Here is a 23,924-nt window from a genome sequence, read left to right on the forward strand (position 1 = left end):
AAATGAAAAAAATTCTTATAACTGGCGCAGCTGGATTTTTGGGCTCGCACTTGTCGAAATCACTCATACAGGCGGACAACTTTGTCATTGGCATGGATAATATGTCCACAGGACAGAAAAGGAATCTGGAATCGCTGATCGGACATCCGAACTTCGTTTTTCTCGATTACGATGTGTCCAAGCGGGAGGTCATTCGTTTTCCGGAGCTCCAAGACCTTGATGAAATATATCACTTGGCTTCTCCGGCCTCACCTCCGCTCTACCAAGCAGATTCGATCGGGACGATCTATGTCAATACGGTTGGCACGCACAATATGCTTGAACTGGCTAAATTGAACAGCGCTTCGATTTTATACGCCAGTACAAGCGAAGCCTACGGAGATCCGGAGGTCCACCCGCAGCCGGAGAGCTATCGAGGCAACGTGAACACATGGGGACCTCGCGCATGCTACGATGAGGCCAAGAGACTCGGTGAAGTTTTCTGCTACGAATACAATAGGTTGCATGGCGTGCGCACCAAGGTGGTGCGCATTTTTAATACCTATTCCGCGGGACTACGCAACGATGACGGCCGGGTCATTTCAAATTTTGTTACCCAGGCGCTCTTAGGTAACGATATTACCGTGTACGGTGACGGCAGCCAGACGAGATCGTTCTGTTACGTTGACGATACACTTCGAGCTTTCAGGTCCATGATGGCATCGGATGAGGCGACCGGAGAGATTATTAATGTCGGCAATCCAACGGAATACAGCATCCTTGAAGTCGCGCAAATGGTCAAAAGACTCACGAATTCCACAAGCAAAATTACTTTTCATCCACTGCCAGAGGATGACCCCAAGGTTCGTCGCCCGGTCATCGATAAGGCAAGAGCAATTCTGAATTGGGAGCCCGAGATTGACTTAGAAGAAGGCATGAAGCGTACGATTTCCGCTTATCAAAAGCGGTTGATGTCGGTAGACGCTTAAAATATATTTTTATTTCTTAAGGAGGAACCAATGTGAATATCGTCTGCATCGGCTCGGGATATGTGGGGAGCGTAACGGGAGCGGCGTTCGCTACGCTTGGACATCGCACTGTGGTGCTGGATATTGACGCAACAAAAGTCGCTTTGATTAATTCTGGAAAAAGCCCGATATACGAGCCCGGACTCGACGAGCTCATCTCTGCTTACATCGGTAATACGCTGTTCGCGACAACGAACTATGATGCTGTTCGGGAAGCGGATGTCGTCTTTATAGGCGTAGGAACGCCTTCTAAACCTGATGGCACAGCGGATTTAAAGTATATCAAGTTCGCGGCACAGGATATCGGCAAGCATATGAATCCAGACAAATTCACGGTTATCGTAAATAAATCTACGGTGCCGGTAGGAACCGCCGATCTTGTCGCTTCAATTATTGAAGAGAGTTCGAACCTTCGATGCAACACTCACTTTGCTGTCGTCAGCAATCCTGAGTTTTTGCGGGAGGGCTTTGCGCTGGAGGATGTGTTTTTCCCAGACCGTATCGTCATCGGAGCGGACAACGAACGGGCCAAAAGCGTGATGAGTCAGCTGTATCAAGGCATTGTTAACGCTCATAATTATGAAGAAAAAAGTGCGGACTTTTATTTTGAATATAAGCTGGGCACCAAAAAACCGCAATATTTCGAAACGGACATTAAGAGCGCCGAAATGATTAAGTATGCTTCAAACGCATTTTTGGCTGTGAAAATCAGCTACATCAACGAAATGGCACGGCTCTCCGAGGTGCTAGGAGCAAATATTATGGACGTGGCGACGGGTATGGGCTTGGACTCTCGGATTGGAAACAAATTCTTGCAAGTGTCAAGCGGCTGGAGCGGCAGCTGCTTCCCTAAGGATACAGCTGAACTACTGGCGACGAGCCGCAAATACAGCTGTGAACTGAGCGTTATCGAAGCCTCCGTAACTTCTAATCAAAGGATGCACAGCTTTGTCGTCGACAAAATTAAGCGCAAGCTGCAATCCTTGAACGGCAAAACGATCGGCATATTCGGTCTGACCTTTAAACCGAATACCGACGATGCGCGCAACACACAGGCATCCTTTATCATTCGGGAGCTGATTGAGGTCGGCGCGCGCGTCAAAGTTCACGATCCGCAGGGAATGGACATGTTTAAACGCCTCAATCCGGAACTGGATATTGATTATTGCGATAATGCCGGGGAGGCGGCGAGACAGGTGGATGCGCTCTTGCTTCTCACGCATTGGGATGAATATCAGGAACTCAACTGGCAGCAATTACTACTTTCCGTACGTAAGCCATACATTCTCGACACACGGAATTTTCTCGATCATGAGCATCTGCGAGCGATCGGATTCGATTGCGAAGGGCTTGGTATCGGACCGCATCGGTCAACTGAACGAAGCGGCGGCATTGTAGCTGTTTAATCAAAAAGGCGGGAGTTCGGACTCCGACGGAGCGCCGGACTCTTCGTCATATCCATGAGGAGAAGGAGGAGTTGATGCGTGGAGCTGGAACAGGAAGGCATGATAAATGCAGTGCCCAGGGAGCTTCGTCTTATTCTTATGTTGCTTCGGTCGCCTCATCATCCAAGCTGGCTGACAGATGTTGAACGATTGGTGGCTGAGGAAATTGATTGGAATTTTTTTATAGAATTAACGCAGCGCCATCGTATCTATCCGACATTGGAGCGCGTGATCCGCGAGAATGCAACGCTGCTTCCGCTGGAAGCAACAGCAGCTATCAAAAAGCTTTGCATGACCAACGTATTTCAGATGTTGCAGCTGACCTCCGAGCTGGACCGAATCAATCGTATTTTCGAAGAGAACCATGTGCGAGCTTTATCGCTGAAGGGGCCAGGCTTGGCCTACTTGTTGCATGGAGACATCTCGCAAAGGACATCAAAGGATTTGGATATATTAGTTCCGATCGTGGACTTTGAGAGGGCTGAAGCGCTGTTGCTTCAAGCCGGATATAAAGTGGACGGAGACGGCCCCCGTATTCTGAACGAATGGAAATACAAAAGAAGAAACGACGCGTACTACCACCCGGAAAAAGGCATCCAAATCGAACTGCACTGGCGTTTATACGCGAATCTTGGTAAGGAACCAACATTTGAAGAGCTCTGGACACGCAAAAAAACGGTTACGTTTTCTAATATGCAAGTACATATTTTGAACCAAGAAGATCTCTTCTTCTATTTGGTCATACACGGTGCTAAGCATGCCTGGTTTAGACTGAGATGGCTTGAGGATATCGCCCGGCTCATTAATCTCGGCTTCGATTGGGAACGCACCTTGCGAATGTTTGAGACGTATCATTGCAGCCAGTTGGCGGGTCAGGCACTTATAATGACTTCCGATTTATTTGGTACGCCGTTGACTGCGTCCATGCGGCGTTTAACACTGACGCCCAAGTCAAAGGCGTTAGCAAGGGAAACACTTCCGTTCATCAACGCCGAGATCTCGGTCGAAGGTTCGCGACAATTTAACCGGTATTGGTACCATATGCTGTCCCATCGCCATAAATGGGCGTACTTGAAGCGATTGCTGTACCCCAGCTTCATGGATGCACAGACATTGCCGTTGCCGCGGAGGCTCCACTTTCTTTACTTTCCGTTTCGTCCCTTTTTGTGGCTCTGGCGTCGATTCAACGGAATGATTAGCCATGAGGCCCAATCTCGGAAGCAGCGCGCGGCACGAGGAGATGATGTTAGGTACGTCAATCAATAACGATGCAAGGGAGCGATAGAAGTGAAGCTGGTTTTAATGTCAGGCGGCTCCGGAAAGCGTCTATGGCCGCTTTCTAATGATGCGAGATCGAAGCAGTTTCTGAAAGTGCTTGAAGGCAGCGACGGGAATCGTATCTCAATGGTCCAACGGGTATGGGGACAAATTGAAGCGAGCGGGCTGAGCGGCGTAAGCTGTATTGCAACGAGTCAGTCACAAATCGAGATTATGCGGAGTCAGATCGGTTCGGATGTGCCTATTATTGTCGAGCCCGAGAGAAGAGATACTTTTCCGGCAATCGCCCTGGCTTGTGCGTATTTGCATTCCGTAATGAAGGAGCGTTCAGACGAAGTCGTCGTTATTTTGCCTGTCGATCCATACGTTGAAAATCGCTTTTTTCAGACAATTATCGAGTTGGAGAAGGTGCTGCAACTCTCGGGGGCGGATCTCGCATTAATCGGGGTCAAGCCTACATACCCTTCCTCGAAATATGGGTATATCGAGCCGGATATCGACCAAGCGGGGCATGGCGCTGCTGTAGGATACAAGCGGGTACACAGATTCCATGAAAAACCGGATGGAGACAAAGCTGCCGAGCTCATTAATCGTCAGTCGCTATGGAATTGCGGCGTATTTGCATTTCGGCTTGGATTTTTGACTCAACTCATTGAAAGCCGTGGTTTTCCGACGGAATACGAAGCGCTTGCAGAGCAATATCATGCAATGCCCAAGATCAGCTTCGACTACGAGGTGGTCGAGAAAATAAAGCAGATCGCGGTTCTTCCTTATGATGGGTATTGGAAGGATCTTGGAACGTGGAACACTTTGACCGATGAAATGGCGAACAATCAGATCGGTAAAGGAACGATCAGCCAGGATTGTATCGATACACACTTAATCAATGAACTTGAGGTACCGATCACGATTATGGGGCTGTCGAACATTGTCGTAGCGGCGAGCCCGGATGGTATTTTAGTGACGGACAAGAGGGCAAGTCCCCGGATAAAAGAATATATCAACTACGACCAAGGTCCCATGTATGAGGAAAGAAGATGGGGATGGACTCGTATTCTGGACGAACAAATATACGAGGATGGCCGCAGTGTTATCACAAAGAGGGTCGGAGTAAATGCAGGTAAAAGTATGAGTTATCAGATGCATTCCGGCAGAGACGAAGTATGGACAGTTGTCAAGGGTCAAGGGGAGTTTGTTCTCAACGGCAATTATTTATCCGTTAACCTGGGCAACATGCTGCATATTCCATCTAAAACGCTACATACCATTCGGGCAATATCAAATTTGGAAATTATCGTCGTGGAGAGCCGTCGTACAGACGAGAAAAGTCGGACCATGGAGTTGTTTAGCGCGTGGGAAGAAGTGACGCAGCATTTGATAAATTGAAAGCAAAAGTATCCTAAGTTCAAATAATGAAGAAAAGAATCGGAAAAACAAATCGCCGGCCACTATTCATGATTTTGACGCTCACCCTCTGGCTTGCTGCAATCTTCTCATTTTCATCGGAGACATATCAGCAGCAAACGATCATTCCCATCCTCAAGAAGCTTTTTTCCGAAGCACAGATTGCCGCACATGCGCCTGATTGGCGGATTACTTACAAGAGCTATCACTACTCCATACAACGAGACCCATACCATTTCATTGAATTCGTTTTCCGCAAAGGTGCCCATTTGTTTATGTACGGCATTCTGGGAGCCATTCTTTTTTTGCAATTGCGAAGGCGTATTTATTCGCTCTATGTACGGACGCTGCTGACTCTCATGGGGGGAGCCCTAGTCGCTTTTGTTGATGAGTGGAATCAGAAGCGATCAGCCGGCCGCTTCTCGACAATTGACGATGTTTTGATAGACGTCACTGGGGCAGCCGCAGGCATCCTGATTATGCTAGCTGTGAATTCGACAAAAGAAAATAAAAATCAAAATGGAGGTTACAAAATGTAAACAATAATGCTATATTAATGATACGAATAGTATCATTTTGAAGGTGTTGGTGAAGAGTTATGAGTGTCATCGCAGGGGTGTTCTTCAAACGTGGCAAAGATCGGGTACTGCAGACGCTTGATATGCTCTATCGTCGTATCCAGTGCTTCCCGGGCGACAGTGCGGGATATTGGAGCGAAGGCGCTGTTGGACTCGCCTGTAGACATCAATGGATCACGCCAGAATCAAGAAGCGAGAAGCTGCCTTACGTCCCTGACGGTCAGGCGCTGGCCATAACTGCGGACGCGATCCTAGATAATCGCGAGCAGCTATTCGAACGGTTGGGGATATCGCTTGCGCGCAGAGGAGAAATGACGGACAGCGAACTGATTTTGCACGCATACGTCAGATGGGGCGTCGATACACCGGTTTACTTAATAGGCGATTATGCTTTCGCGATTTGGGATTCGAGGTCCGCTTGTCTGTTCGCTGCCCGCGATCCATTAGGAAATCGAACGCTCTACTTCACCGATAATGAGGAGCGTTTCGCATTCTGCACCGCTATAGAGCCACTCTTGAGATTGCCACGGACAGACAGTCGAATCAACGAGGTATGGTTGTCAGAATATTTAGCCATCCCTACCATGCTGGATTCGACCGATCCGTCCAGTACGGTTTTTTCAGCTGTTCGCCAGATTCCGCCTTCGCACAGTTTGATGATTTCAGGCTCCAACCGTCTCATTCTCAGTCGCTTCGACTGGCTAGCTTTGTCCGGGACTCTTCGCTATCGCCGGGACCATGAATATATTGAGGCATTCCACGAGGTGTTCAGCGAAGCCGTACGGTCGAAGCTCCGCACCTACAAAGCGGTAGGCGCATCGCTGAGCGGCGGTCTGGACTCGGGGGCGGTCGTCAGTTATGCCGCGACGGCGCTTCAGCAGGACAACAGGGAGTTGCAAACCTACAGTTATTTGCCGCCCGGCGACTTCGTCGACTGGACGTCATCGTCGTTCGTTGCCAATGAGCGGCCGTTCATCGAGGCTACGGTTCGACACGTGGGTGGGAACATTCGAGAGGAATACCTGGACTTGGCGAGCCAAGACCCTTTTTCGGAGATGGACGAACTGCTGAACATTCGTGAGATGCCTTACAAGGCGTTCGAGAACAGCTTTTGGGTCAAAGCGCTGTATGACAACGCTGGGCGCCAAGGAGCAGGCGTGCTGCTGACGGGGGCGCAAGGAAATCATACGATTTCATGGGGGCCTGCGCTGGATTATTATACACGTCTTCTCAAACGCATGCGTTGGATCAGATTGCACCAAGAACTCAGAGCGTATAGCCGCAGGATGCGGGTCGGCCGTTCGCGCCTGCTTCCTCTCCTAGGAAAAGAGGCCGTTCGCTCTGTCTTGCCGGTCAGTCTCCAAAATTCGGATGACGAGTTCCCGGCCATGATCCATCCGGACTTCGCGCTGAGAATGCGCGTACGGGAACGACTAAAGGAGGGCGGTGCTGATGCGGCCCTTCACGAGGTTGGCGTATGGAGCCAACGGGAGAGGCATTTCGACAGTGCCGCCATTCAGAATTTGATTGGCACGAGCGGCGCCAAATTCTCTTTACGCTTTGGTCTATGGGAGCGAGATCCAACAGCCGATTTGCGCGTGATCCGTTTCTGCCTCTCTCTTCCGACAGAACAATTTGTCAAGCAAGGCATGGATCGCGCGTTAATTAGACGTGCCACGAAAGGTCGCCTGCCGGATATAGTCCGCCTGAATCAACGTGTGCGTGGCGTCCAGGGCGTAGATTGGATCCATCGCATGCAACCCGTATGGGCGCAGTTTATTAGTGAACTTCGGGCGCTGAGCAAGGATTCGCTCGTTGCCGGACTGATAAATATTCCTTTGGTTACAGCAGGTATAAGGCGGATCGAGCACGGGGCTAGATCGGAGTTTGCGATGGATGATGAGGTCCGTTTTTTAATGCGCTGTCTGATCGTATATCGTTTTTTGAAGCAGAAGGCATATTCGTCGGTGTGAGAGGGGGTGATACATATGAAAAAGTCGTGGACAACGCCGATCGTCGAGTCGCTTGACATCGGTATGACAATGGCCGGGACCGGCACCAAATACGTGGATTGGGCTTATATCGGCGGCAAATTGCAACTGGTGACAAACGATGATCCGAAATGGAGCGGCTATCCGGCCCCACCGATTTCTTAGGCTCAGCACTTGCATGTTTATTTGCGGCAATGTCCTTCCCTTCTTCAACCTGTATAGGGGAGGGCATTGCTCGCTAAGGCAATTATTCCAATAAGTCCAGGTGAGAAGATGCCGACAACCCGATTCCATCGATACTTCGCGTTCGGATTGAATATTAAAAGCGAGATAACGCTTCCGGAGCTGATGCCCGGGCAGGCCAGCTCGATACCGGATATCGAGATATCATACGGCGATCTCGGGCAAGCATGGGAGTCTTCCGAAACACAAGCTTCTTTTTTTCGGCTGACCGCCGACGGTGTCATGTTCGCAGTGCCTAGAATGGCCATCTATCAGATTAAGAATGGGCATTCTATTACCATTCATCCGCTTGAAGATGCTGATGAGAAATGGATCCGCCTTTACCTGCTGGGGTCCTGCATGGGCACTCTGCTCATGCAAAGAGGCGTGCTTCCTCTGCATGGCAGTGCAGTCGTCATCGACGGCGGTGCATACTGTTTTCTCGGCGAGTCCGGCGCCGGCAAGTCGACGCTTGCCGCTCTATTCACAGGGCGAGGTTATGAGCTGCTCACCGACGACGTAATACCGGTAGCATTCGATATAGACGAACAAGGTCGCACGATGGCGTTCGTCACACCATCCTACCCGCAGCAGAAACTGTGGCAGGAAAGCCTCGATCGGCTTGGCATGGACGCGGCGGATCTTAGGCGGCTCCTCCCCGAGATGTCCAAGTATGCAGTGCCTACAAGCGCATCCTATTGCAAAAGCCGTGTGCCACTTAGAGGGATTTTTGAGTTGCTGCCGAGCGAAGCGGTATCGTCGGTCGAATTGGAGAAGGTCGTTAAGCTCTCGCGCTTGTCCTTGATTGGCCAGCATACGTATCGCAATTTTTTGATTTCGTTGTTGGGGCTTGAAGAGTGGCACTTTCGGAGTTCGGCGCAGCTGGCGGGGCTCGCCTGTGTCCATCGCATTCTAAGGCCACTTGCGCCGTTCTCCGCCATGGATATAGCCGATCGCATCCTGGAAACGATTTTGTCAGAAGGGACGACTGATGTTGCAAAAAAAGTGGAAATCGTTCATGCGAATGTCAATGGAACAAAAACTGTTACTGGTAGAAGCGTATCTGCTGTTAGGGTGGGCCCGCTTACTTAAGTTGCTGCCCTTCTCAAAAGTCGCACCTTGGCTCGGAGCAGCCATGGCTGAAACGTCGCATATACTTTCAACTGAGCATGAGCAGACAATCAGGCGCGTTTCAAAGGCAATTCACAAGATGAGCCCGTACACCTGGTGGGAGAGTCAATGTCTCGTGAAGGCAGTAGCCGCAATGATCATGTTGCACCGACGTGGTGTAGACAGCACGCTCTACTTGGGCACAGCCAAGGACGAGGACGGTCGCCTGATTGCACATGCCTGGCTGCGAAGTGGTGCTTATTACCTGACGGGGGCCAATGAAATGAACAAATTCATCGTAGTCGGTAAATTTGCGCACACCGTCCCCGAACAGCGCGGACGAAGGAGACATCAGCATGAATAAAGAATCGGAAGCAGATCTGGAACCATACTCAGCCGATTTCGGATTGACGCATAAACGGAAGCAAGAACAATCCGCATCTTTCGCGACCTATGAGCCAGCTGATTTGCAGGACTTGCATCCGGATTGGAGTACGCTTCCAGGGTCTTTTCTTTGGGGAAAGGGAAGCTTTGTAGCAGAACCATCGTGGATGCTGGAGGACTACAAATGAAGGAACTGTTGGTCTATATCAAAAAGCTGCATTCCTCAGCTGGCGGCAAATTGTATTTAAACTTAATCGGTATGGTATTTGTAAGTTGCCTCGAAGGCATCGGCATCTTTTTGCTGGTCCCGATGTTAAGCCTCATGGACTCCTTTAATCTCAACCTTGGCAGCATCCCCTACGCAGATCGCTTGATGGCAGCGTTAGACGATATTCCCACCGATTATAGGCTGCCAATCATCTTACTCGCATACACGATATTGATCGTGGGTCAATCACTATTGCAGCGATTCCAGCAGATCCAGAACAGTCGTATTAACCAAGCATTCATCAGAAATTTAAGATTGGATATCTATCAGCAGCTGCTTAACGCCAATTGGCATTTTTTCCTGAAAAAGCGGAAGTCTGATTTAAATCATATTCTGACAACGGAACTTGCACGCGTTGCAGCGGCTACAGTTCAAGCTATGACATTTCTGACCTCCATCATATTTACCGTGATTCAGATTGCGCTTGCATTCATGCTGTCCGCTAAACTGACGCTGGTCGTCATCGTGTGCGGTGCTATCTTCATGTTGCTTGCCAGAAGATTCGTGCGTGGCGCCAAGCGACTCGGCGGACGAATGTCGGAGCTCTCGCAGAGCTACCATGCTTCGATCAATGACAGCTTCAACGGCATCAAAGATATTAAGAGCAATCGTCTGGAGATGACGCAGCTCAACTGGTTCCGTGTCATGAACAGACAGATGGAGGATAATGCGAACAAATTTGTCGTCAATCAATCCATGAGCCAGTTTTTTTATAAGGTGGCATCAGCTTTGTTGATCGTCGTGTTTGTCTTCTCTGCTTTTGAACTCATGCACGTCAGAACCGAGCAACTGGTGCTGGTGATTCTGATCTTCACGCGTCTCTGGCCGCGCTTCACGCAGCTGCAGGGCAGCGTCGAGCAGATCATGTCTTCCGTGCCTGCCTTCAGGAGCCTGCTCGAATTGCAGCGGGAGTGCGAGGAAGCCGTAGAAGCCGGCGGCGTCTCCGAGTTCGATGGCGGCCCGGCTGTTCAGCTCAAGCAGGCGATCGCCTGCGAAGGCCTCGCCTTCAGATTCAGCGGCCAAGATGCGACGTACGCCTTGAACCATATCAACCTTGTCATTCCGGCCAATCAGACGACGGCGATCGTCGGCCGTTCGGGGGCGGGCAAGAGCACGCTGATCGACGTGCTGACCGGACTGCTGCAGCCGGAGCGGGGCGTCGTCCTCGTCGACGGCGAGCGTCTGACGGGCGATCGGATACCGGCGTTCCGCCGCTCGATCAGTTATGTCGCTCAGGACCCGTTCTTGTTCAACGCCTCGATCCGCGACAATCTCGTCATGGCGGCTCCGGATGCGACGGAGGCGGATATCTGGCAGGCGCTCGCATTCGCGGCGGCCCAGGACTTCGTCCGCAGGCTGCCGCAAGGTCTCGACACCGTGCTCGGCGACCGGGGCATCCGGCTGTCGGGCGGGGAGCGGCAGCGGATCGTGCTGGCCCGGGCGATCCTGCGCAAGCCTTCGATTCTGGTGCTCGACGAGGCGACGAGCGCGCTGGACAACGAGAACGAAGCCCGCATCCAGGAGGCGCTCGACCAATTGAAGGGCAAGCTGACGATCATCGTCATCGCGCACCGTCTGTCGACCATTCGGAATGCCGATCAGGTCATCGTGCTCGACAAGGGCGAGATTATCCAACAGGGCGGCTACCAGCAGCTGTCCAAGGAAACGAGAGGCGTATTCAGGCAATTGCTAGCCTATCAAGCGGAAGCGTAGGTGAAAAGATGCGGTGAAAAGGTGGATTCGGATTGGGATCGGGATTACAGCCGTATTGTTCCTCGCGGCAGGCGGCCTCGCTTACTACGCCTACCATTCGCTCGAGACGACGGCCAAGCGCGTGTACGCGCCGCTGCCGACGGATAAGGCTCCGTATGTCAGCAGGGACGTCGAGGTGAAGCCGGTGGCGAAGGTGGAGACGAACGAGCTCGCATCCTTTTCGGTGCTGATGCTCGGCGTCGACCAGCGCCCGCAGGACCGCGGACGCTCGGATACGCTCATCGTACTGACCGTCAATCCGCGGACGCGGTCCGTGCTGATGTTCAACATTCCCAGAGACACGCGCACGGAGATTGTCGGCCGGGGGACCCAGGACAAGATCAATCACGCCTACGCGTTCGAAGGCATCGGCGGTGCGGTGCGCACGGTCGAGAGCTTCCTCGATATGCCGATCGACTACTACGTAGAGGTCAATATGGAAGGCTTCAAGACGGTCGTCGACATTCTGAGCGGCGTCGATGTCGTCAATCCGTTCGCCTTCGATTATGAAGGCGCGTCGTTCGCGCAAGGTCCGCTGCATCTGGACGGAGAGCAGGCGCTCAAGTACTCCCGCATGCGGTACGACGACCCGAGGGGAGACTTCGGCCGCAACGAGCGGCAGCGGCAGATCGTGGGCGACGTCATCCGGCGCGCCGCCAAGTGGACCAACGCCTTCGACCTGCCCAAGGTGCTGGGCGCGATCGGCGACAACGTCAAGACGAACCTCGGCTTCGACGAGATGAAGGATCTGGCGGCCAAGTACAGGCCGAGAATCAGCACGATCGACACGACCGAGGTCAAAGGCAAGGGAGGGACAATTGACGGTATTTACTATTACTTCGTGGATCAGCAGGAGCGGGACCGCATTCATGCGTTGATGAAGCAGTCGCTCATCCTGGCGGACAAACAATAATGCGGCGGGATACGGACGGATGCAGAACCTCCGGCTGCCCGCCGGCGGAAGGAGAGAACGAAGATCGGCAACGACAAGCTCGTCAAGTGGGGCTTGCAGTACAAGGACGGCGTTTATTGTCCGGTATACGGCAAGAAAAAAGCCCACGATATGTTGTATCGCTTGAGCTACTGCGTGAACGGACTGTGCGTCGTACCGGTGCGGACACGGCGCAGAGCACTGCGCAGCGTGCGGGACGGCGCCGGGGGCGACAAAAATGCATAACCCGCGCATAACTTCGCATGACCGCGAATTCCGCATATGATCGTCGCGGCATGGTCGGCTGCAGATGGCCAAAACGGCGGCACGCGCCGCATTTCACAAAAGGACGGAGGTCACGTTCGGATATGCATCTTCAGTATCATGAATCCGGCGAAGCGTACGGCGCCCACTCGCAATCGCGCTCCGGCGCCGATCGCCGCAGACTGACACGGCTGCGCCTGCTCGGCCCGGTCATCGCCCGCTTACATATTGTTCGTCTCGGCAACATCAAGCCGGAGCTGCCCGCTGCCGCCATCGAGCTGATCGACCTGAGTCCCGAAGGCTGCTCCTTCCGGACGAGGCTGCGCTTGCCGGTACGGGATGACGCCCGCTATCGGTTCGAATGGCAGCTCGAGGGCATCCTGCTGCGGGTGAGCGGCCAGCTCTGCTGGAGCAGGGAGGAGGAATACGGCATTCGTTACGGCGTGAAGTTCGCGCCCGGCATCGTGGAGACGATCTTGCTCGTTCGTCTGCTCAATACGCTCATTCTCAAGACTTGCCCGCGCCAGGAGCGCATTCATCGAATCTATCGAACGCAGCTGGACAAGCTCCGGCGTCGATAGATTCATCTTTTTAATTTTGGAAGCGCCATCATTTTAACGACAAAAAATAATTTTTGTCGGAATGCCTTGACAAGCGTGTAGCGGGTAAGTAAGATCAAGGCATAAGATACGAATTGTATCAAAAGCTAACAAGTGATGTTATATACGATACGATCCTGAGTCTTGAACGGAGGCGGCCCCCCAAATGAACCAAGGTCTCTTCTACTGCGTGGCTTGCAACAAGCTGATCGGGTTGAAGGAAGCGAGATTGCTGTTCAAGTCGGGTTACTATGCGGTCATCTATCCGCTCGGTTGCTGCGGTGGCTGCTGCTCAAGGCACGGGCTCGGCGATACCGGCGGCTCGGCGGAGCTGCTGCGGCTGCAGAGAAGCGAGGATTGGGGCAGGCCCGCACCCGGGATGCTGGCCATGTGACGCCGCTCGAATCGCGGGCACGCTCTCGCTTGTCCACGTCAGGGCTTGACCGGCTTCGGGGTTGGCCCGATAATGAAGGCGAATTCATGCGGCGGGGAGAGAGTGCCGGGATGGCAGCCTTGATATTCGTGGTAGGCGGGGCGGGTGCGGGCAAGACGACGCTCGCCAAGCTGGTTGCGGCGCGGCGGAATACGGCCGTATTCGACATGGACACGCTGCTTCGTCCTGCGGCTGAAGTCCTCATGAAGCAGGCGGGTCTCGATCCGTCCGACCGGGACTCGGACGCTTACAAGCGGCTCTGCCGGGAGTTGGGCTACCGGATCGCGATGGATGCCGCGCTGGAGAATGTGGCGCTCGGCACGGACGCGATCGTGATCGGTCCCTTTACCCGGGAGCTGGACGAGCCGGACTGGATCCGGGACGAGCTGACTCGCGCCGGGATCGTGCCGGAATCGGTGGAGATCAAGGTCGTCTCCGTCTATCTGGCAGACGAGTCAAGGTACAGGAAGCGGATTGCAGGCAGGGGCGGCGAGCTGGACAAGTGGAAGCTGGATCATTGGGATCGCTTCAAGCGGACGCTCGGCCGCAAGGAAGTGAAGTGGGCGCTCCCGGACCATGCCGTCCTGTATGTGGACAATTCGCCGGATGTTCCCGGGCTTGCGGCGGATCGGATCGAACGGTTTATTTTTGGCGGCGGCGCGGATTAGCGTCCGTCGCCGTTTTTTTATTTATACGGTCGCCGTCGTTGACATTTTTCGCCGCCTTGCGGCTTTTTTGGCGGCGCACCCAGGCCGGGATTTTCTCGTCTGCTGTCGCTTGACACAACCTGGACTTGGCAAGAAGGCTTCATTTGCTATAATGGAGATGATTGGAAATCAGAGATTCGGAGGAGAATTCATGTCCCAAGCGCCTGTCGTCAGCTTGCAGAACGTAACGAAGCGTATCGGCAGCCGGACGATTATCGACCGGTTGACGCTCGAGGTGAATGCCGGCGAAGTGTTCGGCTTCCTCGGTCCCAACGGCTCCGGCAAGACGACGACGATCCGTATGATGGTAGGCTTGATCACGATGTCCGCCGGCGATATCACGATCGCAGGCCACAGCGTCAAGTCGGCCTTTCCCCAGGCGATCTCGCGCGTCGGCGCGATCGTCGAGAATCCCGAGATGTACAAGTATTTGACCGGCTATCAGAACCTGATCCACTTCGGCCGCATGAATCCCGGCATTACGAAGGCTCGCATCGACGAGGTCGTCGCGCTCGTAGGCCTGCAGGACCGGATTCACGACAAGGTCAAGAAGTATTCGCTCGGCATGCGTCAGCGGCTCGGCGTCGCGCAGGCGATCCTGCACCGGCCGGCGCTCCTCATCCTGGACGAGCCTACCAACGGTCTCGACCCGGCGGGCATCCGCGAGCTGCGCGACTATCTGCGCAAGCTGTCGAGAGAGGAAGGCACCGCCGTATTCGTCTCGAGCCACCTGCTCTCCGAGATGGAGCTCATGTGCGACCGCGTCGCCATCATCCAGAAGGGCGAGCTCATCGACATTCGCTCGCTCCGTGCCGAATCCGCCGGCGCCGCTGCAGGCATGGAGGACGTGCTGTTCGAGGTCGACCGGCCGAGCGAGGCCGTGACCGTACTCGAAGGGCGAGGCTCGGCGCGCTTTGTCGAAGGCGGCTTCAGCGTGACGGCCGACCGCGAGACGATCGCCGACATGAACGCCCGGCTGGTCCAGGCGGGAATCCGTGTCTACGGCATCCGCGTCAAGGTCAAGTCGCTTGAGGATCAATTCCTCGAGGTAACCGGGGGTGAGACGATTGGCTAGCTTCTGGAAGCTCGTGCAGAACGAGAATATGAAGATTTATCGGCGCGTCAGCACGTGGATCATGCTGGGCATCACCGTCGCCATTCCGCTGCTCGTTACGATCATTTTCGGACTGGTAGCCGAAGACAACAATGCGAACAACTGGGGAGCGATGATGACAGAGTCCGAGATTCTGTTCCTGCTCGTCATGATCTTCTCCGTCGTCAAGTCGGCCGAGTCGGTCGCCGGAGAGTTCTCGCGCGGCACGATCAAGCTGCTGCTGATCCGGCCGTGGAGCCGCGCATCGATTCTGCTGTCCAAGTTTATCGCCATCCTGCTGTTCGCGCTGCTGTTCACCGCCGTCAGCTTCGCGGTGACTTGGCTCGCCAATGTGCTGGCGTTCGGCTATACCGCCCACCCCGACAGTCTGATTCCTTCGCAGTCGCCGCTCGCGGGCAGCTCGCCGTGGCTCTTCATGCTTCGGTACTATCTGGACGAGTTCATCGTGCTGGCCGTCGTCGTTTCCTTCGGCTTCATGCTGTCCGCGGCGTTCCGCAGCAGCGGTCTTGCGATCGGTCTGTCGCTGTTCCTGCTGTTCGCCGGCAGCATGATTACAGGGCTGCTCATGCTGGCGGACCAGGCATGGATCAAGTTCGTGCTGTTCCCGCACTTGGGTCTCACAACCTATTTGAACGGGAGTGTGCCGCTTTCCGATTATCCGACGACCTATGCCTTTTCATTGGGCGTGCTGGCCGTTTACTTCATCGTTTTTAACGCCGTCTCCTGGACGGCATTCATCAAGCGCGACGTATCGGCTTGATCGCAGGAGCATTTGCTTCTGGTATCGGACGCGGCTTCCGCCAGCTTGGCGGGGGTCGCGTTTTTTTTGCATGCAGCGACACGATTTAACCTTCCGTTAATGCGCCGGGCATGTCTGCGTTAATAATTTTCTACTACGATGAACTGTATCGATCGATAGGAGGGCTTCAGTTCATGTTGGAAAATTGGCGCAAAAGAACGGCATTGACCGCGGCGGCGGCGATATTGACGGGAACGATCGCTTCGGCGTGCGGCGCGGGAGCAGTGGCGACAGCCGCCGCGGCAGCCGAGGCCGGCACGCCTTATGATGCTGCGGGCCGCTACGACGGCACGGTGCCGCATATCGTCATCAACCAGGTGTACGGGGCGGGATTGAAGGGGGCGTCCGACGCCTGGGTGTCGCACGGCTTCATCGAGCTGTACAACCAGACGGAGGCCGCCGTCAGCTTGGAAGGCTGGTCGCTGCAATATGCGGATAGAGGCAGCAGCGAGACGACCGGGGCAACTAAAGGATGGGAAAAGCTCAATCTGACCGGCAGCATTCCGGCGCACGGGTTCTATCTGATCGCCGGCAGGGCGACGGGAGCGCAGACGCCTGCGGTAGACCTGACCGATCGCGCCGATCTGACCTGGGACCGCTATATCAACAACAAAGGTCTGAAGGTAGCGCTCGTCAGCAACCGCGATCTGCTGCAAGCCGTCAATCCGTTCGACATTGGCGCGTCGCATGACAAGGCGCCCGGCTATGTCGATATGGTCGGCACGGGCAGCAATGACAGCGGCAGCAACATCGACGGCTACGAGACGGCGTATCCGAGCGGGGACACGCAGGGCACGTCCAAGAAGAAGGCGATCCGCCGCGTCGGCGGGGGCGATACGGACAACAACCGGGCGGACTTCGTCCAGATCGACTACTCCTCGGGCTCGATCGATCTGTCTGCCGTCGGACCGCATCTGAAGCCGGTCGTCCAGCCGCTCGAGCTGCGGACGAGCGTACTCGCGGACGCATATGCAGGCTCGCCATACTCGGCGACGATCGCCGTATACGGCGGCACCGCGCCTTACACGTTTGCGGCCGAGGGGCTGCCGGCGGGCTTGACGCTCGACGCGGCCAAGGGCAAGATCGTCGGCATGCCGCTGGCCGCCGGGCAGTCGACGGTGCAGCTGTCCGTGCAGGACGCCGCTTATCCGGCGACGAAGGCCGCCATCGCCAGCATGACGCTGCGCGTGAACGAATCGACGACGGGCGAGGTGTTCCGCGACGTCATCTCGATCACGAAGCTGGGCGGCTTCGTGGCGGGCAAGCCAGACGACAATGGCGGCGTCGCCGAGATCGTCAAGTACAACAGGGACAACGGCAAGTTTTATCTGGTCGACGGTGCAGGCGACCCGCCATCGCTGAAGATCGTCGCGCTGGGGGACGGCACGCATCCCGAGCAGACCGGTGAGGTCAAGATCAAGGAGCTGGTCGAGACGGGCGGCTTCGTCTACGGCGACCTGACGAGCGTCGACATTAATACGGCCGCCAAGCGGATCGCCGTGTCTGTGCAGGAGAAGGACAGCCTCAAGCAAGGCAAAATTTTGACGCTCGACTACGACGGCAAGCTGCTCGCCGCCTACGAGGCCGGCGTCCAGCCCGACATGATCAAGTCGACGCGCGACGGCAGATATATACTGACCGCGGACGAAGGCGAGCCGCGCACGAAGGCCGGCGATCCAGAAGGCAGCATCACGATCGTGGATACGACGACGGGCGTCGTCAAGCAGGTCAAGTTCGACGATCCGTCCGTCATCGCGGACGACGTGCACATTCGCGGCGCCGGCGACCCTGTTACCGGCCAGATTACGGGCAGCGGCTCGAAGGCGGACGCGATCCGCGACCTGGAGCCCGAATATATCGCGCTCTCCGGGGACGAGCGGACGGCCTACGTGACCCTGCAAGAGAACAACGCAGTGGCCGCGATCGATGTCCAAGCGGGCAAGGTGCTGTGGGTCAAGGGCCTCGGGCTGAAGGATCTGAGCCTGCCGGGCAACAAGCTCGATCTGGTCAAGGACGGCGTCATTCAGCTTGAGAATGTACCGTTCTACGGCGTCTACATGCCGGACGGCGTCGCTTCGTTCCAGGCCGGCGGCAAGACGTATCTCGTGACCGGCAACGAAGGGGATGCGACCGAGTGGGATGGCCGGGTCACCGCGAGCACCGTCAAGGCGATGAAGGGCAGTCTCGACCCGGATTCTGCGGCCGCCAAGTTCCTGGCGGGCAAGACGCGGTACGACGGCGTAGAGGTTATGAGCGACATGGGTCATGACGGCATCTACCTGTACGGCGGCCGCTCGCTGTCGATCTGGGATGCCGAGACGATGACGCAGGTGTCCGACACGGGCAGCGACTTCGAGCGCATCACGGCACAGCGCTTTCCGATGAATTTTAACGCGAGCAACAGTAGCAGCAAGACGGGGATCGACGAGCGCAGCAGCAAAAAGGGACCCGAGCCCGAGGATGTAAAGGCGGCGCTCGTCGGCACGCGAACGCTGGCGTTTGCGGGGCTGGAGCGGATCGGCGGCGTCATGACGTACGATGTGACCGACCCGGCGAGCCCGCAATTTATGAACTATACGAACACCCGCGACTTCGCGGCGGGTCCGGGCGTCAACACCGACAGCGGGCCGGAAGGGCTGGAGTTCATCCCGGCGGCGGACAGCCCGACCGGCTACCCGCTGCTGCTCGTCGCCAACGAAGTGGGCGGCACGGTGACGGTGCTGCAGCTGAACGTATCCAAGGTCGCGCTGGACCGTACGGCACTGTCGTTGACGGCGGGCGGCGCGAGTGCGGATCTGAAGGCTGCGGCGACCGGCGCGGACGGCGCGGCGACGACGGTCGTGTGGAGCAGCTCGAATCCGGCGGTCGCTAAGGTCGACGGTCAAGGCCTTGTGACGCCGGTCTCGGTCGGCACCGCTGTCATCTCGGCGGTGACGGCGGACGGGCTCGCGAAGGCAGAGGCTGTCGCGACGGTCGCGTCCACCGGCGGACCGTACGTTCCGACGCCTGGTCCATCCTCTACGCCGACGCCATCTCCTACGCCTGCAGCTTCCCCTAAGCCGTCCGGTCAGAGCGAGACGTACGGCGATGTGACGATGAGTACGTCCGGCAACACGGCTGTCATCCAGTTGACGGGGGATTCGTCCGGCAATGCCGCACAGGCAGTCGTCGAGCTGCCGGCAGAGGCCGTCGCCAAGCTGACGAGCGGGGCGGTCAAGACGCTGTCCGTCGAGACGGGGACCGCTGCGCTCTCCTTCGACGCCGAAGCGCTCGCGGCGATCGGATCGGCAGCGGGCGCCGGTGCCTTGAAGCTGGACATCCGGCGCCTGGCTGCCGACGAAGCCGCTGCGGCTCTGCCTGCCGGCGCCCGCGCCAGCGTTGTCGCTGCGGTGGGCAATCGGCCAGTCCTCGAGCTGAAGCTGATGGCCGGCAATACGGCGATGCACGACTTTGGGAGCGGCACGGTCCAAATTGCGCTGCCGTACGTCAAGCCAGCCGGCGAGCAGGCATCCGGTCTCATCGTGCAGTATATCGCGGACGACGGCAAGATTACGACGATGCCGGGCGGCTACTACGATTCTGCCGCGGGCACGATCCGGTTTGCAGTCAAGCATTTCTCCATGTACGGCATCGGCTACAACGTCCGCACGTTCGCCGACATTGACGCCAGCTTCGCCAAGGAAGACATCGCCTATCTGGCTGCGCGCGGCATTATCGACGGCGTAGGGCAGGACGCCTTCGCGCCGAAGCGCGCCGTCACCCGCGCCGATCTGACGGTCATGCTCGCCCGGATCGCCGGCGCGGACCTGTCGGCTTACCAAGGCGCGTCCGCCCGCTTCGGCGATGTGCAGAGCGGCGACTACTTCGCGGCCGCCGTCGCCTGGGCCGAAGACGCGGGGATCGCCTCGGGCACGGCCGTCGGCCGGTTCGACCCGCGTGCCGCGATCACGCGCGCGGACCTCGCGGTCATGCTCGTCCGGTATGCGGCGGCCGAACGCCTGACGCTGCCGGTCAAGCAGGCGTCCGTCGCCTTCGCGGATGCCGCGTCGATCCCGGCCTATGCCACCGATGCCGTCGGCGCCGTCCAGCGCGCGGGCATCGTCTCCGGCCGGCCATCGGCCGGTGCGACCGGCGCCGACTACGCGCCGAAGGCTTCGGCCACGCGCCAGGAGCTGGCGAAGATGCTCGCCGCGTTCGTGAAGCTGCCGGCAGAGCGCTAACCGCATCGCCTGCACCGCAAGCGGCGATCGCGCAACCGGGCCCGCCAGTGACCGCATCGCCTGCACCACAAGCGGCGATCGCGCCGCCGGGCCCGCCAGAGGCCGCATCGGCTGCACTACGGGAGGCGATCGCGCCGCCGGGCCCGCCCGCAGCCGCATCGCCTGCACCACAAGCGGCGATCGCGCCGCCGGGCCCGCCAGTGACCGCATCGCCTGCACCACAAGCGGCGATCGCGTCGCCGGGCCCGCCAGAGGCCGCATCGCCTGCACTACGAGAGGCGATTGCACCGCCGGGCCCGCCAGAGGCCGCATCACCTGCACTACGGGAGGCGATCGCGCCGCCGGGCCCGCCAGAGGCCGCATCGCCTGCACTACGAGAGGCGATCGCGCCATCGGGCCCGTCCGCAGCCGCATCGCCTGCACTACGAGAGGCGATCGCGCCATCGGCCCCGCCAGAGGCCGCATCGCCTGCACCACGAGAGACGATCGCGCCATCGGCCCCGCCAGAGGCCGCATCGCCTGCACCGCAAGCGGCGATCGCGCCGCCGGGCCCGCTTGCGGCCGCATCGCCTCCACTACGGGAGGCGATCGCGTCGCCAGGCCCGCCAGAGGCCGCATCGCCTCCACTACGGGAGGCGATCGCGTCGCCAGGCCCGCCAGAGGCCGCATCGCCTGCACTACGAGAGGCGATCGCGCCATCGGGCCCGCCCGCAGCCGCATCGCCTGCACCACAAGCGGCGATCGCGCCATCGGCCCCGCCAGAGGCCGCATCGCCTGCACTACGAGAGGCGATCGCGCCGCCGGGCCCGCCAGAGGCCGCATCGCCTGCACTACGAGAGGCGATCGCGCCCTCGGGCCCGCCCGCAGCCGCATCGCCTGCACTACGAGAGGCGATCGCGCTATCGGGCCCGCCAGAGGCCGCATCGCCTGCACTACGAGAGGCGATCGCGCCATCGGCCCCGCCAGAGGCCGCATCGCCTGCACTACGAGAGGCGATCGCGCCGCCGGGCCCGCCAGAGGCCGTATCGCCTGCACTACGAGAGGCGATCGCGCCATCGGGCCCGCCAGAGGCCGCATCGCCTGCACCACAAGAGGCGATCGCGCCGCCGGGCCCGCCAGAGGCCGCATCGCCTGCACCACAAGCGGCGATCGCGCCGCCGGCCTCGTCAGAGGCCGCATCGCCTGCACTACGAGCGGCGATCGCGCCGCCGGGCCCGCCAGAGGCCGCATCGCCTGCACCACAAGCGGCGATCTCGCCGCCGGGCCCGCCAGAGGCCGCATCGCCTGCACTACGAGAGGCGATCGCGCCCTCGGGCCCGTCCGCAGCCGCATCGCCTGCACTACGAGCGGCGATCGCGCCATCGGACCCGCCAGAGGCCGCATCGCCTGCACCACAAGAGGCGATCGCGTCGCCGGGCCCGCCAGAGGCCGTATCGCCTGCACTACGAGAGGCGATCGCGCCGCCGGGCCCGCCAGAGGCCGCATCGCCTGCACTACGAGAGGCGATCGCCTCCGAACGAGCCACCGCCGTATCAAGTCTCGTCCAACTGAGCGGAGCCGGCTCGCGTCGTTTTTATCGACGCGGGCGCGGCTCCGCTTTTTGCATTTGCATGCCTCTGCTTCGCGCAATCTGCCTAAACCTCGTTCGCGCGGTTATAATGGTAAACGATGGACAGGATTCGCTCGATCGCGCCCGCGCCCGCCCTTCATCGCTCAATCGCGCCAGCCCGGGCCGCCCGCACACGCGCCCGCGCCCGCCCTGCATCGCTCGATCGCGCCCGCCCGGCCGTTTCGCCCTGCATCGCTCGATCGCGCGCCGGCCCGGCCGTTTCCGCTCGACGCGCCCGCCCTGCGCCACCCGGCCCCACCCGCCATCGCCCTGCGCGCTCGTCCGGGACGACTGTGGGTAAGAATAGGTAGCATCCGAGCTTACATACGCATTACGCATACGCACGCATATATCGTTTGCACTAGAGGAGGGTTGCGGGTGACGACATGGCTGCTGCTGGCGCTTATCGTGTTTATATTTCAGACCGGCACGATCCTCGTGCTCGAGTACCGCCGACCGGCCAACGCCATGGCGTGGCTGTTTATTTTGTTTTTGTTCCCGATCGTCGGATTTATTCTGTATTATTTCCTGGCCCGCGAGTATGTCAGGCGCCGCAAGGTCAAGCGCCGGGGCGGCTGGGACGAGCAGCGCCGGGGCGAGATACTGAAGAAGAGCCATCTCGTCAACGAGCCCGGAGACATACCGGGCGGGAAGTTCGAGGATGAGGAGCGGCTGTTCCGCACGCTGCGCAAGGCAGGGGCGGCGCCGATCACCGGCTGCAACAAATCGAGGGTGCTGACGAACGGGCAGATGACCTACGACGCGATGCTGGAGGCGATCCGGGGCGCGCAGCATCATATCCACTTCGCTACATACATATACCGCGACGACGAGATCGGACGTTTGTTCAGAGATGCGATGATCGAGAAGGCGAAGGCGGGCGTCCAGGTCAGGCTTATCTACGACGGGATCGGCAGCGTCAAGCTGAGCAAGTCGTTTTTTGCCGATTTCGAGGCGGCCGGCGCGGAGTTCGCCTGCTTTTTCCCGCTGCGTCCGGCCTTCATGAAGAAGCGGATGAACTATCGCAATCACCGCAAGATCATGGTCGTGGACGGAACCAAGGGCTTCGTCGGCGGGATCAATGTCGGCGAGGAATATCTCGGCAGGCACAAGAAGCTCGGCTTCTGGCGGGATACCCATCTCGAGCTGGAGGGCGATGCGGTATACGGGCTGCAGGAGGTGTTCCTGAAGGATTGGGAGCTCGCCACCAAGGAGCGCCCGAGCGACGATGGCTTCCTGCCGGAGCACAGCTGCACGGGCAACGAGGTCGTGCAGATCGTCGCTGGCGGGCCCAACCGGCGGGCGGACGCGATCCACGAGACGCTGTTCGCGGCGCTGGCGACGGCGAAGCGGCGGATCTGGATCACGACGCCGTACTTCATCCCGAGCGCGGGTGTCGTGATGGCGCTCAAGACGGCGGCGCTGAGCGGCGTGGACGTGCGGATGATCGTGCCGCTCATCCCCGACACGAAGCTGGTGCACGCGGCGACGATGTCCTACGTGGACGAGATGCTCAGCTGCGGCATCCGGTTCTGGCAGTACGAGCGGGGCTTCATTCATGCCAAAGTCGTCATCGTCGACGACCTGATCGCCACGGTCGGGACCGCGAATATGGACCTGCGCAGCTTTTTCAGCAACTTCGAGACGAACGCCTACCTGTTCCATCCGGACGCGATCGCGGCGCTGGAGCGGGACTTCCTGCAGGATCTGCAGGACAGCCGCGAGCTGGAGCTGTCGGTGTTCCGCAAGCGCTCCGGCGGCCGCAAGGCGGCGGAGGCGCTCTGCCGGATGCTGTCGCCGCTGCTGTAA

General features: G+C 57.9%; 19 protein-coding genes. All 19 read left to right on the top strand.

The window, feature by feature from the left end; translation table 11 throughout:
* Positions 1-2 precede the first annotated feature (2 nt).
* The 19 genes from VQ071_RS15620 to cls all read left to right on the top strand — a co-directional run bounded on the left by VQ071_RS15620 (position 3) and on the right by cls (position 23,924).
* A complete protein-coding gene (locus VQ071_RS15620; RefSeq protein ID WP_340515011.1) occupies positions 3-968 on the top strand; it encodes a UDP-glucuronic acid decarboxylase family protein in 966 nt (321 codons plus the stop codon).
* Between the two features lie 32 nt (positions 969-1,000).
* Positions 1,001-2,413, top strand: a complete 1,413-nt coding sequence (locus VQ071_RS15625) for a UDP-glucose dehydrogenase family protein (protein WP_340515012.1) — start codon at positions 1,001-1,003, stop codon at positions 2,411-2,413.
* 78 nt (positions 2,414-2,491) lie between these two features.
* Entirely contained in the window at positions 2,492-3,718 is a 1,227-nt protein-coding gene (locus tag VQ071_RS15630) for a nucleotidyltransferase domain-containing protein (protein ID WP_340515013.1), read from the top strand.
* A gap of 21 nt (positions 3,719-3,739) precedes the next feature.
* Positions 3,740-5,116, top strand: coding sequence for a sugar phosphate nucleotidyltransferase (locus VQ071_RS15635; RefSeq protein ID WP_340515014.1), 1,377 nt, complete (start codon positions 3,740-3,742; stop codon positions 5,114-5,116).
* A 26-nt stretch (positions 5,117-5,142) separates the two neighbouring features.
* Positions 5,143-5,673, top strand: coding sequence for a VanZ family protein (locus tag VQ071_RS15640; RefSeq protein ID WP_340515015.1), 531 nt, complete (start codon positions 5,143-5,145; stop codon positions 5,671-5,673).
* Positions 5,674-5,732: 59 nt separating this feature from the next.
* Positions 5,733-7,685, top strand: a complete 1,953-nt coding sequence (locus tag VQ071_RS15645; RefSeq protein WP_340515016.1) for an asparagine synthase-related protein — start codon at positions 5,733-5,735, stop codon at positions 7,683-7,685.
* A 15-nt stretch (positions 7,686-7,700) separates the two neighbouring features.
* Complete coding sequence (locus VQ071_RS29325) at positions 7,701-7,868, top strand: paeninodin family lasso peptide (RefSeq protein ID WP_445293295.1); 168 nt, start codon at positions 7,701-7,703, stop codon at positions 7,866-7,868.
* Between the two features lie 66 nt (positions 7,869-7,934).
* A complete protein-coding gene (locus VQ071_RS15655) occupies positions 7,935-9,017 on the top strand; it encodes an aldolase (RefSeq protein ID WP_340515018.1) in 1,083 nt (360 codons plus the stop codon).
* On the top strand, positions 8,914-9,399 hold the full coding sequence (locus VQ071_RS15660; protein WP_340515148.1) for a lasso peptide biosynthesis B2 protein: 486 nt from the start codon (positions 8,914-8,916) through the stop codon (positions 9,397-9,399). The genes VQ071_RS15655 and VQ071_RS15660 overlap by 104 nt, the downstream gene beginning before the upstream one ends.
* Positions 9,392-9,607, top strand: a complete 216-nt coding sequence (locus VQ071_RS15665) for a hypothetical protein (protein ID WP_340515019.1) — start codon at positions 9,392-9,394, stop codon at positions 9,605-9,607. Before VQ071_RS15660 ends, VQ071_RS15665 begins: the two co-directional genes overlap by 8 nt.
* Positions 9,604-11,400 (top strand): ABC transporter ATP-binding protein, encoded by a 1,797-nt coding sequence (locus VQ071_RS15670; protein WP_340515020.1) that lies wholly within the window; start codon positions 9,604-9,606, stop codon positions 11,398-11,400. Before VQ071_RS15665 ends, VQ071_RS15670 begins: the two co-directional genes overlap by 4 nt.
* 13 nt (positions 11,401-11,413) lie before the next feature.
* Entirely contained in the window at positions 11,414-12,352 is a 939-nt protein-coding gene (locus VQ071_RS15675) for an LCP family glycopolymer transferase (RefSeq protein WP_340515021.1), read from the top strand.
* A 386-nt stretch (positions 12,353-12,738) separates the two neighbouring features.
* A complete protein-coding gene (locus VQ071_RS15680; RefSeq protein ID WP_340515022.1) occupies positions 12,739-13,215 on the top strand; it encodes a PilZ domain-containing protein in 477 nt (158 codons plus the stop codon).
* A 184-nt stretch (positions 13,216-13,399) separates the two neighbouring features.
* Complete coding sequence (locus tag VQ071_RS15685; RefSeq protein WP_340515023.1) at positions 13,400-13,627, top strand: hypothetical protein; 228 nt, start codon at positions 13,400-13,402, stop codon at positions 13,625-13,627.
* A gap of 110 nt (positions 13,628-13,737) precedes the next feature.
* A complete protein-coding gene (locus tag VQ071_RS15690) occupies positions 13,738-14,334 on the top strand; it encodes an AAA family ATPase (protein WP_340515024.1) in 597 nt (198 codons plus the stop codon).
* A 190-nt stretch (positions 14,335-14,524) separates the two neighbouring features.
* Entirely contained in the window at positions 14,525-15,448 is a 924-nt protein-coding gene (locus VQ071_RS15695; RefSeq protein WP_340515025.1) for an ABC transporter ATP-binding protein, read from the top strand.
* Positions 15,441-16,247 carry an ABC transporter permease gene (locus VQ071_RS15700; RefSeq protein WP_340515027.1) on the top strand — a complete coding sequence of 269 codons (807 nt, stop codon included), beginning with the start codon at positions 15,441-15,443 and terminating at the stop codon, positions 16,245-16,247. Before VQ071_RS15695 ends, VQ071_RS15700 begins: the two co-directional genes overlap by 8 nt.
* Before the next feature lie 173 nt (positions 16,248-16,420).
* Positions 16,421-20,506, top strand: a complete 4,086-nt coding sequence (locus tag VQ071_RS15705) for a choice-of-anchor I family protein (protein ID WP_340515028.1) — start codon at positions 16,421-16,423, stop codon at positions 20,504-20,506.
* Positions 20,507-22,493: 1,987 nt separating this feature from the next.
* Positions 22,494-23,924, top strand: a complete 1,431-nt coding sequence (cls, locus tag VQ071_RS15710) for a cardiolipin synthase (RefSeq protein ID WP_340515029.1) — start codon at positions 22,494-22,496, stop codon at positions 23,922-23,924.

The organism is Cohnella sp. 56, from assembly GCF_037963805.1.
GTDB lineage: Bacteria > Bacillota > Bacilli > Paenibacillales > Paenibacillaceae > Cohnella.